Here is a 15,180-nt window from a genome sequence, read left to right on the forward strand (position 1 = left end):
TCTTGCACCATTAATTTATAAGTTAAATGAAAAGATTTTTTACATGGGCAGCATTGTTTAGCGGTTCTTTATTAATTTGGAACTGCAACCCGGAAGACAATGATACCACTATTGCAGAGCGCGACCGCCAAGAAGTATATAACGAAGATATCATCGAGATTGAAACCTTTTTAAAATCAAACAGCATTGAAATTCTGGAAGACGGCGTAAACTTTGAAACCACCGATTTGAATGCATCAAATGCTATTTGGAACCAAAGTGAAAATCCGCTGCAATCTATCACTATAAAAAATCTACCTTATTACACCAATTCACAAGGTTTGCAAAAATTAACCGATAATGTGGAATATAAATTATACTATATTATTGTGAATGAAGGTGGTGGAGAAACCCCAAATATGCATGACAATGCATTTACTTCATATACGGGTTATAAATTTGACAAAACGATTTTTGACACCTATCCGTTTGGTTTTTGGAGTGCATACCCCGCTTTTTCAAGCTATACTGAAACCATTGCAGGTTACAGACAAATTCTTCAAAAAATTAAAACAGCTAGTGCCATCATTGAAAATGAAGACGGTACTTATACCTATGAAAACCCAGGACGTGTAATTGTGTTTATGCCATCTGGTTTAGGATATTTTGCATCATCTCCTGCTGGCAGCACTATTGGTACTTACGAACCTTTGATTTTTGATATTTCATTGATTGCGAAGAAAGAAGTAGATCATGACAACGATGGTTTACTTGATAAATACGAAGATGTTAACGGCAACGGAGATTTATGGGACGATGATACCGATGGCGATGGAAAACCTAATTTTTTAGATATTGATGACGATGGCGATGGTTATACCACACGTCAGGAAATCACTTACACTGTGGAAGAAAATGGCGAAATGGTTCAAAAATTATATGAATTTGAACAAATTCCAAATTGCGAAAATGGTTCAGTAAAAAAACATTTAGATAAAAATTGTCATTAAAAATACACTAAAACCTGTTTAATTGCAGGTTTTTTTTAGCTTAAGAAAAAACATGAACACTTCCAATATTGCCCAATTAATACAAAAAGATTTAGAAACCTTACTTTATTACAAAAGCAAGAAAGATAAAATTTCTGTTAACAATGCCATTGAAATTGCATCGTATGTTGCAGCAAACTTTTTAAGGATTATATTTGCAAAAAATAAAGAGATAAAACCCGAAGAATTAAACGGTGTTTTTGGAATTATTAGTAATATTTATAACGATATATTTCAAAATCAATTGCAGCCTGCAGATTATGAAATGATAAGCACCAAAGCTTTAGAATTGTTAAACGATACTGATTTTGACCAGAACTGCAAAGCCTTCTTCAAAAGTATCATTCCTTAAGTTGCACCCTACTGTTAATGATTAATTTCGATTTCAACGAAGATTATATTTTAGAAAATGAATTTGTTCGATTAGAACCTTTATCGGCAAAGCATTATGAAGATTTTTTAGAGTTTACCATACATGAACCCGAAATTTGGGAATATTCTATGGTGAAATGTGATACACCAGAAAATTTGAATAAATATATTGGTATTGCTATTCAAAAACGCATTAACCAAGAAGAATATACTTTTGCTGTTTTTGACAAGAAAAAGCAAAAATTTGTTGGCGCTACACGCTATTGCGATATTTATTTAAACAGCAATCGCTTACAAATGGGTTATACTTGGTACGGAAAAGCATTTCAAGGAACGGGTGTAAACAAAAATTGCAAATGGCTTTTATTGGAATTTGCTTTTGAGAAAATGCAGATGGTTCGGGTGGAATTTAGAGCTTATTCTGAAAACCTGAGAAGTATAAATGCTTTGCTAAGTATTGGTTGTTCCGTTGATGGAGTTTTGCGCAGCAACGCCATTTGTCCTAAAACAGGTGTGCGAAGAGATACCATGGTGTTGAGTATTTTAAACACAGAGTGGAACGAATCGGTGCGCGAAATGCTCTATGCAAAAATCTATCCAATGGATCAGTAAAAAAACTACATTTTAAAACTCTGTATTTTAGTATTATACACCAAATAATCTTCAAGAAGATGTATTTTTTTGGTGTATGCCTTGCATTCATAATTTAGAATAATAATGCCATTTAGTTCGTGTAGTTGCTTTAATTCTATTTGTTTGCAAAACATTTTAATATTTGTTTCAATTTCGGGTTTACTTTTGTAATGTATTTTATCAATCTGAATTTCAATGCGTTTCAATGAAATCATTGTTAATAAATGTTTGTTTACAAATCCACCTAAATGAATGATGAAAAAACTGCATGCCAGAAAGGTAAGTGCGGTATAAAACTGACCAAAACCAATACTCATTCCAATAGCTGCTGCAATCCAAATTATACTAGCAGTGGTTAATCCGTTGATACTAAAAGCATCTTTAAAAATAACACCTGCGCCCAAAAAACCAATGCCACTAACCACATACGAAGCAATGCGTGTGGCATCTTCAGAATCGCCCATACCCAATTTGTAGGAAAGCAACGTAAACAGCGTACTTCCTAAACATATCAAGGTTATGGTTCGCAAACCGGCAGCTTTGTCTTTCAACTCTCTTTCGGCACCCAAAAGCATTCCCACCAAAAGCGAGAACGAAGCTTTTAGCAGATCCGATAATTGCCAATAATCAGTGATAGTGGTGAAATCCATAGTCATTTTTAAATTAAAAAGGTTAACGAAAACGCTAACCTTTTAGATGTACTATAAATATACTATTTTTTTATTATTTAATGATTAGTTTGTGGGAATATTCTCCTGCATTTGATTTGAATTTAAGCAGGTAGATTCCTGCTTGGTAACCTGCAGTGGGAATAGTTACTTTGCTTCCTAAAATTTGTGATGCAATTATTTTTTTTCCTGTAATATCAAACATTTCAAAAGTAGTTTCATTTGCTAATTGCGATTCAATAATAAAATAATCATTTCCAACAGGATTAGGATAAATCGCTAATTTTGATTGCATTTCTATGTTTTTAGTAGAAGCAGGTGCGTCACCAATTCCCACAGCGTACCAAGCATTTACAACTTCGTCCCATTCGTTTGAATGAAGTCCATATAATGTTTCAGCAGCTATTTTGGTGGCATTATAAAAATCCATATATGTTGCTGAGGGTGACAAGCTGTTTGTTAACGCTCTGTAAGCAATCTTTTCTGCTTTTTGAATGGTGATAGGGTTTACATAGTACGCGTTTCCTAAATCATTGGTTCCATTTCCACCCATACTTAGTAAATAAAACCAATGGTTCCCCACACCACTGTTTATATGCACACCGCCATAATCGTTATATGCGTTTGGATTATTGGTAGTTTTCTGCCAATAAGTACCTTTGTAAGTATCGGGTTGATTTGGAGCTCCTGCCGAGACAGGTGTATTATTTGGGTTGTTCATACTTCTAAAATAGTTTGGGGAAACATTGTTTTTAAAAACCCCTTCACCTATTGTCCAATTAGGATTGTCGTTTACATAAAATTCTATAGCTGTTCCAAAAATGTCTGCAAATGATTCATTTATAGCCCCAGATTCGTTTTCATAATCTAAACCTCCATTGCCGTTTCTGCTAATTACCATGTGCGAAAATTCGTGCCCCGCGATATCTAAAGAGACCACTGGATGCATGCTAGAACCTCCTTTACCGTAAAACATTCCATTGTACACATCATTTTGATAGAATTCATCTACAGCCGCTGCATTTTCATCTGTACCTAAAACAGCACCTGCATCATAATAGTTATGAATGATATGATTATTTCCATCAAAACTAAATCTGTTGTGAATATTTTTATAGTAATCATACGTTTCTCTCATAGCCCAATGCACTTCTACAGCAGGCTTTAATCCATTAACTGTGAAATTTGGAGTAGCATTTGTGTATTCTGAAAATCCGTTGAATGAACCATCGCTGTTTAGTTGCCCGTCTAAATTAGATCCATTTAAGGTTCTAATATTTCTACTGTTATCCATTAAACGATACGTTCCATTGTAAGAATCTACAGTCATACTCTTAGTTCCTCTAAAATAAGTAGCACTAGAACTTGGAGTATCGGCTTTATATACTTTATTTCTTTCTATTAACAGCTCACCTGTTTGAGCGTCTATAATAAAATCAATACTCTTTAAAGGATATAAGGAGCGAATATTTATTTTTTTTACAAGTTTAATTACAAGGCCTTGCGTTTCATCTTCTTTTTTTAATATATATTTTTCAATAGCGCTTTCTGTTGCACTTTCATTCACACCAAAAGCTTTTCGGGCAATTTCAACAACTTCAGTATCGGTTATTTTTTCGGAAACAGCTAGCTCTTTAAAAGATATCAATTGCCCATTTAGATGATTAATTTTCCCTTGCTTTTCATGCAAAAAAACTAAATCTCCATGCACTTTTATTCCTTTAAAAAAATGTTGGTAACTGTAGTGAATAGCACCAGTTTCTGTATCCTTGGTCTTTTTAATCAATTCAAATGAATGATTGCTATCTAAATTAAAGTAACTAACAAGATTTTTATCAAAGTCATCTGCAGCGATTTTAAAGTTGCTAAAATCTGCATAGAACGTTCCTAATTTGTTTTGAAATTTGGGTTTTGGCCATCTTTCTGAAGTCTGATCCGATATATTAATCTGATAACTTTCGGCAAAAATTGTTTGGGTAGGAACTAAAAAAAGAGCCGCTAAAATGGTACGACTCATCATTTTTTTTAATGGGATAAATGGTTGACTCATTACTAAAAATATCTGTTGTTTTGAATCCTCTAAATTAGTTATATTTTTTTAAGTAAAACAATAAAAGCAATGCTTTTAAACATTGCTTCTATTAAATACTTGTATAGTTATATGATTAATAACGTGCTGCTTCTTTTCTTGCGTCTTGAATCATATCTTCATTCGCTACAATTCCAAATTCCACGCGGCGGTTTTTAGCTTGTCCTTCTTTTGTATCGTTTGATGCAATTGGATCAGCCTCTCCCATTCCTTGCGCAGTAATTCTTTTCACGCCAATACCTTTTGATCCTAAGTATGATTTCACGGCATTTGCACGGCTGCGAGATAATTTCATGTTGTATTCATCTTTACCCACACTGTCTGTGTAGCCATAAATTGTAATTAAAGTTTTTGGGTTGCTTATTAAAACTTTAGCAATTTTATCCAAGTTTGCAGTCGCTGTTGGGGTTAATTCCGCTGAATCGAAGTTAAAGTTAACTGTATTTTCGTTCAATACTACTTTAATTCCTTCACCAACGCGTTCAACTGTTGCTCCAGGGATAGCTGTTTCAATTTCTTGTGCTTGTTTATCCATGTTTTTACCAATAATTGCACCGGCAGTTCCACCGATAACTCCACCCAAAACCGCACCTAAAGCACTGTTGTTTTTACTTCCTACATTATTTCCTAAAACACCGCCTAAAACCGCACCTGCAGTTGCACCAACTGCTGCACCTTTTTGAGTGTTGTTTGCATTTCTAACCGTGTTACACCCTGTGAATAGTGTTCCTGCCAATAAAGCAGTTGATAATACATATACGCTTACTTTTTTCATAACTTTCTATTTTTATTTATTATTTTTTACAAATGAATACACAATTGTTGCTTCCGTTGAATTGTCAATCAATTCAAAAGTCGTGTCTGTAATGTTTGCTGCGGTAAGATTATACCCTGTAGTAACATGTTTTGCCTTGTCATCACCAACAAACTTTAAGTTGAATGAACTGTCTTGCTTAATGTTCCATACAATTTTAGAATTGTACTCCGGACAACTTGAGGAATTGTTGTTCAAGGTAACAGTTCCTGTGTTATTGTTTGAAACAAATTTCCACTGACTGCCTTCAAAACATTTTGCATCGGCTATTTGGAATGATGTAACTTTAAATCCTGATGGATATTTTACATTGGTCAATGTCCACTCTCCTTTTAATTTAATCTGAGTTGGCACATCATTTTTTGTGTTAGTAGCTGTTTTACATGAGAACATTGCTACCGATAAAATTCCTATTGCTAAGACCTTTTTCATAATTAATATATTTTATAGTTCAAAATTAACAAATTTTGTGCCTTAATATAATTTTTGATGATTTTTTTTATGCCTTTTTGTCATATTTTTCATCATTGGTATTTGTTTTGACTATTTATCAGCAAAAATAACAGTAAAATTAATCTTATAAATATGACTTCAGGTAAAATAAATGTAACGGTTGAAAATATTTTTCCGTTGATTAAAAAGTTTTTATACAGCGATCACGAAATCTTTTTACGTGAATTGATTAGTAATGCTACCGATGCCACTTTAAAATTAAAGCATTTAACAGCTATTGGTGAAGCTACTGTTGAATATGGTCATCCAAAAATTGAAGTGAAGGTTGATAAAGAAAACAAAAAACTACACATTATTGACCAAGGGATTGGAATGACAGCTGAAGAGGTTGAAAAATACATTAACCAAGTCGCTTTTTCTGGCGCTGAAGAGTTCTTAGAAAAATATAAAGATTCTGCAAAAGATTCAGGCATTATTGGGCATTTTGGTTTAGGATTTTACTCGGCATTCATGGTTGCAAGTAAGGTTGAAATCATTACCAAATCATATAAAGAAGAACCTGCTGTTCACTGGACATGCGACGGATCGCCTGAGTTTACTTTAGAGCCTTCAAACAAAACCGAGCGTGGTACAGAAATCATTCTTCATATTGCCGATGATTCTACCGAATTTTTAGAAGACCACAAAATTCAACAACTTCTTTCTAAATACAACAAATTCATGCCCGTGCCTATTAAATTTGGAACAAAAACCGAAAAAGAAGGCGATAACGAAGTAGTGGTTGATGCAATCATCAATAACCCAAACCCGGCATGGACAAAGAAACCAAGTGAGCTAAACGATGAAGATTACAAAAATTTTTACCGCGAATTGTATCCTATGCAGTTCGACGATCCTTTGTTTCATATCCATTTGAATGTGGACCATCCGTTTAATTTAACAGGAATTCTATATTTTCCGAAATTATCGGGTGATTTAAGCATTCAAAAAGATAAAATTCAATTGTATCAAAATCAAGTTTTTGTTACCGATAATGTAGAAGGAATTGTTCCTGAATTTTTAACGATGTTAAAAGGTGTAATCGATTCTCCGGATATTCCTTTAAATGTGTCGCGTTCTTACTTGCAGGCCGATGGAAATGTGAAGAAAATATCGAATTACATTACCCGAAAAGTAGCCGATAAATTGAAATCGCTTTTTAACGAAGACCGTGCTGCTTTTGAACAAAAATGGAACGATATTAAAATTGTGCTGGAATATGGAATGCTGAGTGAGGATAAATTCTACGAAAAGGCGAAAGATTTTGCACTGTATCCAACCGTTGATGAGGCGTTTTTTACTTTTGAAGAATTAAAAGCAAAAATAAAAGCAAACCAAACCAATAAAGAAGGTAAAATGGTTGTGCTTTATGCGTCAAACAAAGATGCACAACACAGCTATATATCAAACGCCAAAGCAAAAGGATATGAAGTGTTGCTTTTAGATTCGCCAATTGTATCGCATTTAATTCAAAAGTTGGAAATGGATCATCAAGACATCACTTTTGCGCGTGTTGATGCGGATTCAATTGATAATTTAATTAAGAAAGAGGAAACGGTGGTTTCTAAATTAAGCGAGGATGAAACTAAAAAACTAAAAGAGTTTATCGAAACCACTATAAATAATAGCAACTACAGTGTTCAAACCGAAGCTTTGGACAGCAATGCGGAACCTTTCATGATCACGCAACCCGAATTTATGCGTCGTATGAAAGAAATGCAGGCAATGGGCGGCAATACCATATTTGGCAGTTTCCCAGATTCATACAATTTAATTGTTAATACGAATTCTGAAATTGCTTCTAAAATTTTAAACGAAAGTGATGAAGCCACTAAAAATCATTTAGTAAAACAAGCATTAGATTTAGCAAAACTGGCTCAAGGCTTGCTCAAAGGTGAAGAGCTTACTGCTTTTGTGAAACGAAATTTTGAAAATATTCAATAAAAAAAGGAGCATTTTGCTCCTTTTTTTATTGAATATTTTAAACTGAATTAATCAATTTTATAACGTTTTCTATCGTTTTCATTTAAGTAGATTTTACGTAAACGCAATGATTTTGGAGTAACCTCAACATATTCATCTTTTTGAATATACTCTAAAGCTTCTTCTAAAGAGAATTTAATTGCTGGAATGATTCGGGCTTTATCATCTGCACCGGATGAACGCACGTTTGTTAACTTTTTGGTTTTTGTTACGTTAACCGTCATATCATCTCCACGAGAATTTTCTCCAATAACCTGACCTTCGTAAATATCTTCATTTGGATCTACAAAGAATTTACCGCGATCTTGCAATTTATCAATAGAATAAGGAATTGCTTTACCGTTTTCCATAGAGATTAATGAACCGTTGTTACGCCCTGCAATTTCGCCTTTGTATGGTTGATATTCTAAGAAACGGTGTGCCATAATTGCCTCACCTGCTGTTGCTGTTAACAATTGGTTACGCAAACCAATGATTCCGCGCGATGGAATATTAAAAACAATAATCATACGCTCTCCTCGTGGTTCCATTGATAACATTTCGCCTTTGCGCAATGTTACAAATTCTACTGCACGTCCTGACAAGTTTTCAGGAATGTCAATGGTTAATTCTTCGATTGGCTCGCATTTCACTCCATCGATTTCTTTAATGATAACTTGCGGCTGACCAATTTGTAATTCGTAACCTTCACGACGCATGGTTTCAATTAAAACAGACAAATGCAATACACCACGACCAAAAACCATGAATTTATCAGCAGAATCGGTTTCATTTACGCGTAATGCTAAATTTTTCTCCAACTCTTTTGTTAAACGATCTTTTATATGGCGAGATGTCACATATTTTCCTTCTTTACCAAAAAACGGGGAATCGTTAATGGTAAATAACATGCTCATTGTAGGTTCATCAATCTTGATTGTTCCCAATCCTTCCGGATTTTCAAAATCGGCAATGCAGTCACCAATTTCAAAACCTTCAATCCCTACAACAGCACAAATATCACCTGCCTTCACTTCGGTAACTTTCATTCTGCCTAGACCTTCAAAGGTATAAAGCTCTTTGATTTTTGATTTCACAACGCCGCCTTCACGTTTAATTAAAGAAATATTCATTCCTTCACGCAAAACACCACGGTGTAAACGACCAATTGCAATACGACCTGTAAAAGAAGAGAAATCTAGCGAAGTGATTAACATTTGTGGGGTACCTTCTTTAACTTCGGCAGCCGGCACGTGTTCAATAACCATTTCTAATAATGCTTCCATTGAATCGGTTGGTTTTTTCCAATCGGTACTCATCCAGTTGTTTTTTGCCGAACCGTAAACCGAAGGGAAATCTAGCTGCCATTCTTCCGCACCTAATTCAAACATTAAATCGAACACTTTTTCGTGTACTTCGTCTGGGGTACAGTTTTCTTTATCAACTTTATTAATAACCACGCAAGGTTTTAAACCTAATTCAATAGCTTTTTGTAACACAAAACGTGTTTGTGGCATAGGTCCTTCAAATGCATCTACAATTAGCAAAACACCATCGGCCATATTTAAAACGCGTTCCACTTCTCCACCAAAATCCGCGTGTCCAGGAGTGTCAATAATGTTGATTTTTGTTCCTTTGTACTGAACAGAAACGTTTTTAGATACAATGGTAATTCCACGTTCGCGTTCTAAATCGTTATTATCAAGGATTAAATCACCTGTATTTTCATTCTCTCTAAACAATTGACAATGATACATAATTTTGTCAACCATGGTGGTTTTACCGTGGTCAACGTGTGCAATAATTGCGATATTTCTTATTTGGGTCATAAAAATAAAGTTTCTTGTATTTTATTGATGCTATTTAACAACAAAAAGCCCTCGATGAAAGAGAGCTTCAGTGTTATATATCTCAAAAACATTAACTGATTAAAGAGCGTTAACGTGTTTTGTTAATTTAGACTTTAAGTTAGCTGCTTTGTTAGCATGAATAATATTCTTTTTAGCTAATTTATCAATCATAGAAGTAACAACAACTAATTTTTCAGCAGCTTCTGATTTTGTTTCAATCAAACGTAAAGCTTTAATTGCATTACGAGTTGTTTTGTGCTGATACTTGTTTAATACTCTTTTCTTTTCGTTGCTTCTAATTCTTTTTAAAGCTGACTTGTGATTTGCCATTTTTTAATCTTTTTTAATTGTAATTAATTATTTAAAACTTTTAGTTAAAAAAGAAAAACCTCCCACATTTGCTTAGGCAAACACTTTGGTTTTAACTAATAAAATAAAAGCCGAGACACTGACTGATATTTTACAAAACTTATTTACAACTAACAGTAGCCCGTAAGGGAATCGAACCCTTCTTACCAGGATGAAAACCTGGCGTCCTAACCGATAGACGAACGGGCCATCGTTTTTTTAGGTTTGATGGAAACCTTTGTAGCCCGTAAGGGAATCGAACCCTTCTTACCAGGATGAAAACCTGGCGTCCTAACCGATAGACGAACGGGCCATCATTTTTTAGGTTTGATGGAAAACCTTGTAGCCCGTAAGGGAATCGAACCCTTCTTACCAGGATGAAAACCTGGCGTCCTAACCGATAGACGAACGGGCCATTTTTTTAGGTCAATGGAAAACCTTTTGTAGTCCGTAGGGGAATCGAACCCCTGTTACCAGGATGAAAACCTGGCGTCCTAACCCCTAGACGAACGGACCATTATTTGTATTTGCGGTTGCAAAAGTATTAATATTTTTAAAACCTACAAATTATTTTTTTACTTTTTCTATATTTAATAAGAACTTGTTGCTTTTTATTAGCGTGTGCAAATATCAACATAAATTTTTAATTCGCAAATGTTTTTAGGTTTTGATGTATACATTTTTATCTTATTTATTTAATACGTTTTAAATCAGTATCGCTAAAGCGAATAGAAATTAATTTGTAACCTTGATTAGTTCGTAAAAATTCATAGCCTCTTTCTATTGAACCTTTATCTTTTTTATTAATAATATAAACATTCATTGTTGGGTAAATCCACCATTTTGCATCACGACAGTTATCAAAATATTCATCGAAGTCTGCACCTTCGAATATAAAACTATTTAACTCAGCTTGAGAAATATCATAATTACAATCATCGGTTAAAATCTCCGAAAACATTTCCTTTAATAATAAAAAATTATCGTTAATAAATTGATTTTTTTCACAAGATTCCCAATCCCTCTTTGAACTCCAAACAATCTTATTAAATGAGTTAAGTAGTAATTTTTTTTCTGAAATATTGGATAAAAAATCTTTCTTAAACCATTCTTCAAACTCTTTCTCAAAATCTACAAAAGAGTAATATGTTCCATTAGTCCCTAAAAACGACGTTCTAATAGCACTTGAAAGTGGTCTTTTACTTTTTTCAACACTAAATAAATTTAGAGGCTTTTCGTATGTAAAGTTGTCAACAAGGATATTGTTTAAAGTATCAATGAGTATTGTTTGTCCACCTATCCAACTAAAATGATCACATCCGTCATGATCATCTTTATGCCAATAGTCTTTTTTTGCATTTTTCAATGCTATTACCAAACCATTCCTAACAGCTGTCAAAGCATTGTAATTAGCCGGGATTACAACTTCACCGTTTTTATTAAACATTCCAATATTGTTAGTCATATAATCACTGAAACGTATAAATCCTTCACTTTCACAATCTGTACGGTTATCAAAAATAAATAGACTATCTAAACCGAATTTTTTACCAGACTTATTAAGGTAATAACTTTGCCAATGATCATTTATTGATTCTGAAACTACTAAAACATCATCAAATTTACTAGCTATTGTAAAACCCGTAAATTTTGGTTCAATTTTAATTTCGGATTTACTGTCTTTAAAACCTACCAGAGTACTATCTTTATTAAAAAATGACACCCAAATATCTTTTTTTTGCGAAAAAGACAAACTAGTTATAATATTAAAAAAAACAATAAATATGGAATGTTTCATTATAATTATTTTGATAAATATAAACAAAAAAGAGCCCTTTAAAAAGACTCTTTACTTTAATCCAAACGTTCAATTTTTGCTCCTAAAGCTCTTAAGCGTTCATCAATGTTTTCGTAACCGCGATCTATTTGATCGATGTTTTGAATAACACTTGTTCCTTTTGCTGATAGTGCGGCAATTAATAACGAAATTCCGGCACGAATATCTGGCGATGACATTTTGGTTGCTTTTAACTGCGATTTAAAGTCATGACCAATGATTACAGCACGGTGTGGATCGCACAAAATAATTTTTGCACCCATATCAATTAATTTATCCACAAAAAACAAACGCGATTCAAACATTTTTTGGTGTATCAACACCTCTCCCCTTGCCTGTGCTGCAACTACTAAAAATATACTTAATAAATCGGGAGTTAATCCTGGCCATGGGGCATCAGAAATTGTTAAAATAGATCCGTCTATATCGCCTTTAATTTCATAACCGTTGGTGTGTGCAGGAATGAAAATATCGTCTTCGTTTACTTTTTCAATAGTAATTCCCAATTTTCTGAAAGCTGTTGGTATCACACCTAAATTTTCCCAGCTTACATTTTTTATGGTAACCTCGCTGCGCGTCATTGCTGCCAAACCAATCCAAGATCCAATTTCGATCATGTCGGGTAAAATTTGGTGCGTGCATCCGCCTAAGCATTCCACACCTTCTATCGTTAACAAATTCGATCCAACGCCAGTAATTTTTGCACCCATGGCGTTCAGCATCTTACACAATTGTTGCAAATACGGTTCGCAAGCAGCGTTGTATATAGTGGTGGTTCCTTTTGCTAAAACAGCAGCCATTACAATATTGGCTGTTCCGGTAACAGAAGCTTCATCTAGCAACATATAGGTGCCTGTTAATCCATTGGGCGCTTCTACCCCGTAAAAATATTCTTCGCGGTTGTATCTAAAAGTAGCTCCTAAATTGATAAATCCTTCAAAATGGGTATCTAATCTGCGGCGACCAATTTTATCTCCTCCCGGTTTGGGTATGTATCCTTTTCCAAATCGTGCTAATAACGGCCCCACAATCATGATAGACCCTCTAAGCGATTTTCCTTCTTCGCGGAATTTATCCGATTCTAAATAAGCCATATTCACCTGATCTGCCTGAAACGAATAGGTGTTTCGGTCGATTTTTTCAACAGAAACGCCTAAGTTTTCTAACAATGTAATTAGTTTGTTTACATCGATGATATCAGGAATATTTGAAATTGTGATTTTTTGATCAGTCAGTAAAACAGCACATAAAATTTGAAGTGCTTCATTTTTAGCTCCTTGCGGTTGTACAATTCCATTTAACGGATGCCCACCTTCTATCTTAAAAGTTCCCATTAATTTGTGTTTCTGTTTTTCGGTGAATTAGTATTATTTTTCTTAACAAATCTATTATTGGTGTTGTTCCCTTGTTTGTTATTAGAATTATTATTCGAATTGTTTCTTTGACTGTTGTTTCCTGAATTGTTGCGATTTTGAAATTGATTGTTGCGGTTATTGGAATTACCACCCGAAGCATTGCGGTTGTTTTGATATGGGTTGTTCCAGTTATTTGTTTTGGCAAGGTTCACCGAATTGTTGTTCTCATCAACGCCGGTTGTTAAATCAATTTTGCCTGCCGATAATTCTTTTAAATGTTGAAAAATCACAGCATCTTCTACCGATTCATTATTCCAGTTCACATAACTTTTCTTCATGTGATTGGCAATCACCATGATTAAAGCATCTTTCCGCTCTCCTTCTTCCCAACCAACAGCTTCTTGAATCATATCCACAATATTGGAACCATAAAAACGGTATTCATGGTTGTTTTTGGGATATTCAATTAAAACCGGTTCGTGGAAATCGGTCACTGCTTTTGGTTTTTCATAAGGTGAATCTACGTCTAACTCAAAACGCGACATTTTAAAAAGCTGATCCCATAGTTTGTGTTGAAAATCTAACACATCGCGCAAATGCGGATTAATCGTTCCCATTATATCAATCACGGCACGTGCTGCACGGTTGCGCTCTTCACGGTCTTCTATTAAAATAACTTGGTCGATTAATTTTTGCAAATGACGACCATATTCAGGCAACACCAAATCTCTGCGATTGGTGTTGTATTCTAAATTGTTTATTGCTTCTGTTGGATTAAATTTCATATAAAATTTATAAGGAAATAATTCCTTCTATAGTTGAAACTTCTTTGTATTTCTCAATAATTGCATCTGCACTGCCCATCACCACATTTATTGAAACACTTGAGTAATTTCCGTTTTTAGATTTATTTGTTTTAATTACTGCTCCCATATTGTTGAAAGCCTTTTCAATTAAGGCAATTTTAGCCTCATCAGCTGGAACAATAAATTTGTATAAGTATTCTACCGGCCATTTTTCGGTCGTATTTTCTAGCTCGGCTTTTAGGCGTGCATAAAATTCTTCTGCTTTTTGATCCATATAATAAAAATTAGTACAAATATACATTAGATTTAAGTAAATATACTAATTATAGACTTAAAATGACTATTGGTTTTAATAATTATAGTAATTTTGCATTTTGATTTTTAAAGTGGATAAGAAAATTATTGTTTTAATTGGCGGTCCTGGTTCGGGCAAAACATCGGTCATTAATAAATTGGCCGAAAAGGGATACGTTTGCTATCCTGAAATTTCGCGACAAGTTACTTTAGATGCACAAAAAACAGGTGTTGATCAATTATTTTTAAAAGAACCCTTATTGTTTAGCGAACTACTTTTAAAGGGGCGTATTGAACAATTTAAAAATGCACTGACAGAGAATGCCAATTGCGTTTTTATTGATCGTGGTATTCCCGATGTGTTAGCGTATATGCACTATATTGGCGATGCCTACCCTACCGTATTCGAAGATGCTTGCAAAGAACACCGCTATACAAAAATTTTTATTTTACCGCCTTGGGAAGAAATTTACGAATGCGACAACGAACGCTATGAGAATTTTGAACAAGCCCAACTTATTCACAATCATTTGGTGGAAACCTACGAAAGCTATGGCTATCACCTACAAGAGGTGCCAAAAGGTGATTTAGAAACAAGAATTGCTTTTATTTTGAATAATTTGTAAATTTTC

General features: G+C 34.1%; 15 protein-coding genes and 4 tRNA genes. 5 read left to right on the forward strand and 14 right to left on the reverse strand.

The features are described 5' to 3' along the window. The first annotated feature begins 26 nt into the window (after nucleotides 1–26). From NPX36_RS00925 to NPX36_RS00935, 3 genes are read left to right on the forward strand one after another with little or no spacing between them, the layout of a single operon-like run. A complete protein-coding gene (locus NPX36_RS00925) occupies nucleotides 27–989 on the forward strand; it encodes an FKBP-type peptidyl-prolyl cis-trans isomerase (RefSeq protein WP_257499568.1) in 963 nt (320 codons plus the stop codon). Between the two features lie 52 nt (nucleotides 990–1,041). Continuing rightward, nucleotides 1,042–1,380 carry a hypothetical protein gene (locus NPX36_RS00930; protein ID WP_257499569.1) on the forward strand — a complete coding sequence of 113 codons (339 nt, stop codon included), beginning with the start codon at nucleotides 1,042–1,044 and terminating at the stop codon, nucleotides 1,378–1,380. 17 nt (nucleotides 1,381–1,397) lie between these two features. Next, a complete protein-coding gene (locus NPX36_RS00935) occupies nucleotides 1,398–2,012 on the forward strand; it encodes a GNAT family N-acetyltransferase (RefSeq protein WP_257499570.1) in 615 nt (204 codons plus the stop codon). A 5-nt stretch (nucleotides 2,013–2,017) separates the two neighbouring features. Here the strand turns inward: NPX36_RS00935 and NPX36_RS00940 are convergent, their stop codons facing one another. From NPX36_RS00940 to NPX36_RS00955, 4 genes are all read right to left on the reverse strand, one after another. Next, a complete protein-coding gene (locus tag NPX36_RS00940; RefSeq protein ID WP_257499571.1) occupies nucleotides 2,018–2,683 on the reverse strand; it encodes an MgtC/SapB family protein in 666 nt (221 codons plus the stop codon). A gap of 73 nt (nucleotides 2,684–2,756) precedes the next feature. Further along, nucleotides 2,757–4,721, reverse strand: a complete 1,965-nt coding sequence (locus tag NPX36_RS00945; protein ID WP_257499572.1) for a M4 family metallopeptidase — start codon at nucleotides 4,719–4,721, stop codon at nucleotides 2,757–2,759. Between the two features lie 145 nt (nucleotides 4,722–4,866). Then, entirely contained in the window at nucleotides 4,867–5,565 is a 699-nt protein-coding gene (locus NPX36_RS00950; RefSeq protein WP_257499573.1) for an OmpA family protein, read from the reverse strand. Between the two features lie 12 nt (nucleotides 5,566–5,577). Beyond that, nucleotides 5,578–6,036: a lipocalin family protein gene (locus NPX36_RS00955; protein ID WP_257499574.1), complete on the reverse strand. Its 459-nt coding sequence runs from the start codon at nucleotides 6,034–6,036 to the stop codon at nucleotides 5,578–5,580. Between the two features lie 153 nt (nucleotides 6,037–6,189). On the opposite strand from NPX36_RS00955, the gene htpG reads away from it, so the two are divergent. After that, entirely contained in the window at nucleotides 6,190–8,040 is a 1,851-nt protein-coding gene (gene htpG, locus NPX36_RS00960) for a molecular chaperone HtpG (RefSeq protein ID WP_257499575.1), read from the forward strand. Between the two features lie 47 nt (nucleotides 8,041–8,087). Here htpG and typA read toward each other — a convergent pair whose 3' ends face one another. The 10 genes from typA to NPX36_RS01010 all read right to left on the reverse strand — a co-directional run bounded on the left by typA (nucleotide 8,088) and on the right by NPX36_RS01010 (nucleotide 14,528). Then, on the reverse strand, nucleotides 8,088–9,887 hold the full coding sequence (gene typA, locus NPX36_RS00965) for a translational GTPase TypA (protein ID WP_257499576.1): 1,800 nt from the start codon (nucleotides 9,885–9,887) through the stop codon (nucleotides 8,088–8,090). Nucleotides 9,888–9,986: 99 nt separating this feature from the next. Beyond that, the gene (gene rpsT, locus NPX36_RS00970; RefSeq protein WP_257499577.1) at nucleotides 9,987–10,238 is read right to left on the reverse strand and encodes a 30S ribosomal protein S20; all 252 of its coding nucleotides are present in this window, start codon (nucleotides 10,236–10,238) and stop codon (nucleotides 9,987–9,989) included. 156 nt (nucleotides 10,239–10,394) lie between these two features. After that, a tRNA-Glu gene (locus tag NPX36_RS00975) sits at nucleotides 10,395–10,466 on the reverse strand. A gap of 31 nt (nucleotides 10,467–10,497) precedes the next feature. After that, nucleotides 10,498–10,569: transfer RNA gene (locus NPX36_RS00980), tRNA-Glu, on the reverse strand. Nucleotides 10,570–10,599: 30 nt separating this feature from the next. Further along, a tRNA-Glu gene (locus NPX36_RS00985) sits at nucleotides 10,600–10,671 on the reverse strand. 29 nt (nucleotides 10,672–10,700) lie between these two features. Then, nucleotides 10,701–10,772: transfer RNA gene (locus tag NPX36_RS00990), tRNA-Glu, on the reverse strand. Nucleotides 10,773–10,947: 175 nt separating this feature from the next. Next, nucleotides 10,948–12,054 (reverse strand): WG repeat-containing protein, encoded by a 1,107-nt coding sequence (locus NPX36_RS00995; protein WP_257499578.1) that lies wholly within the window; start codon nucleotides 12,052–12,054, stop codon nucleotides 10,948–10,950. A gap of 56 nt (nucleotides 12,055–12,110) precedes the next feature. Beyond that, nucleotides 12,111–13,427: a UDP-N-acetylglucosamine 1-carboxyvinyltransferase gene (gene murA / locus NPX36_RS01000; RefSeq protein WP_257499579.1), complete on the reverse strand. Its 1,317-nt coding sequence runs from the start codon at nucleotides 13,425–13,427 to the stop codon at nucleotides 12,111–12,113. Further along, nucleotides 13,427–14,233 (reverse strand): DUF4290 domain-containing protein, encoded by an 807-nt coding sequence (locus NPX36_RS01005; protein ID WP_257499580.1) that lies wholly within the window; start codon nucleotides 14,231–14,233, stop codon nucleotides 13,427–13,429. The genes murA and NPX36_RS01005 overlap by 1 nt, the downstream gene beginning before the upstream one ends. A gap of 7 nt (nucleotides 14,234–14,240) precedes the next feature. Next, nucleotides 14,241–14,528 (reverse strand): DUF493 family protein, encoded by a 288-nt coding sequence (locus tag NPX36_RS01010; RefSeq protein WP_257499581.1) that lies wholly within the window; start codon nucleotides 14,526–14,528, stop codon nucleotides 14,241–14,243. A gap of 112 nt (nucleotides 14,529–14,640) precedes the next feature. Between NPX36_RS01010 and NPX36_RS01015 the strand changes: the two genes are divergently transcribed. Then, nucleotides 14,641–15,174, forward strand: a complete 534-nt coding sequence (locus NPX36_RS01015; RefSeq protein WP_257499582.1) for an ATP-binding protein — start codon at nucleotides 14,641–14,643, stop codon at nucleotides 15,172–15,174. Nucleotides 15,175–15,180: the final 6 nt, after the last annotated feature.

It is taken from the genome of Paenimyroides aestuarii (assembly GCF_024628805.1).
Classification (GTDB): domain Bacteria; phylum Bacteroidota; class Bacteroidia; order Flavobacteriales; family Flavobacteriaceae; genus Flavobacterium; species Flavobacterium aestuarii_A.

Coding starts and splice junctions, on each gene's coding strand:
- NPX36_RS00925 (WP_257499568.1), top strand. CDS start 27: ATGAAAAGATTTTTTACATGGGCAGCATTGTTTAGCGGTTCTTTATTA.
- NPX36_RS00930 (WP_257499569.1), top strand. CDS start 1,042: ATGAACACTTCCAATATTGCCCAATTAATACAAAAAGATTTAGAAACC.
- NPX36_RS00935 (WP_257499570.1), top strand. CDS start 1,398: ATGATTAATTTCGATTTCAACGAAGATTATATTTTAGAAAATGAATTT.
- NPX36_RS00940 (WP_257499571.1), bottom strand. CDS start 2,683: ATGGATTTCACCACTATCACTGATTATTGGCAATTATCGGATCTGCTA.
- NPX36_RS00945 (WP_257499572.1), bottom strand. CDS start 4,721: ATGATGAGTCGTACCATTTTAGCGGCTCTTTTTTTAGTTCCTACCCAA.
- NPX36_RS00950 (WP_257499573.1), bottom strand. CDS start 5,565: ATGAAAAAAGTAAGCGTATATGTATTATCAACTGCTTTATTGGCAGGA.
- NPX36_RS00955 (WP_257499574.1), bottom strand. CDS start 6,036: ATGAAAAAGGTCTTAGCAATAGGAATTTTATCGGTAGCAATGTTCTCA.
- htpG (WP_257499575.1), top strand. CDS start 6,190: ATGACTTCAGGTAAAATAAATGTAACGGTTGAAAATATTTTTCCGTTG.
- typA (WP_257499576.1), bottom strand. CDS start 9,887: ATGACCCAAATAAGAAATATCGCAATTATTGCACACGTTGACCACGGT.
- rpsT (WP_257499577.1), bottom strand. CDS start 10,238: ATGGCAAATCACAAGTCAGCTTTAAAAAGAATTAGAAGCAACGAAAAG.
- NPX36_RS00995 (WP_257499578.1), bottom strand. CDS start 12,054: ATGAAACATTCCATATTTATTGTTTTTTTTAATATTATAACTAGTTTG.
- murA (WP_257499579.1), bottom strand. CDS start 13,427: ATGGGAACTTTTAAGATAGAAGGTGGGCATCCGTTAAATGGAATTGTA.
- NPX36_RS01005 (WP_257499580.1), bottom strand. CDS start 14,233: ATGAAATTTAATCCAACAGAAGCAATAAACAATTTAGAATACAACACC.
- NPX36_RS01010 (WP_257499581.1), bottom strand. CDS start 14,528: ATGGATCAAAAAGCAGAAGAATTTTATGCACGCCTAAAAGCCGAGCTA.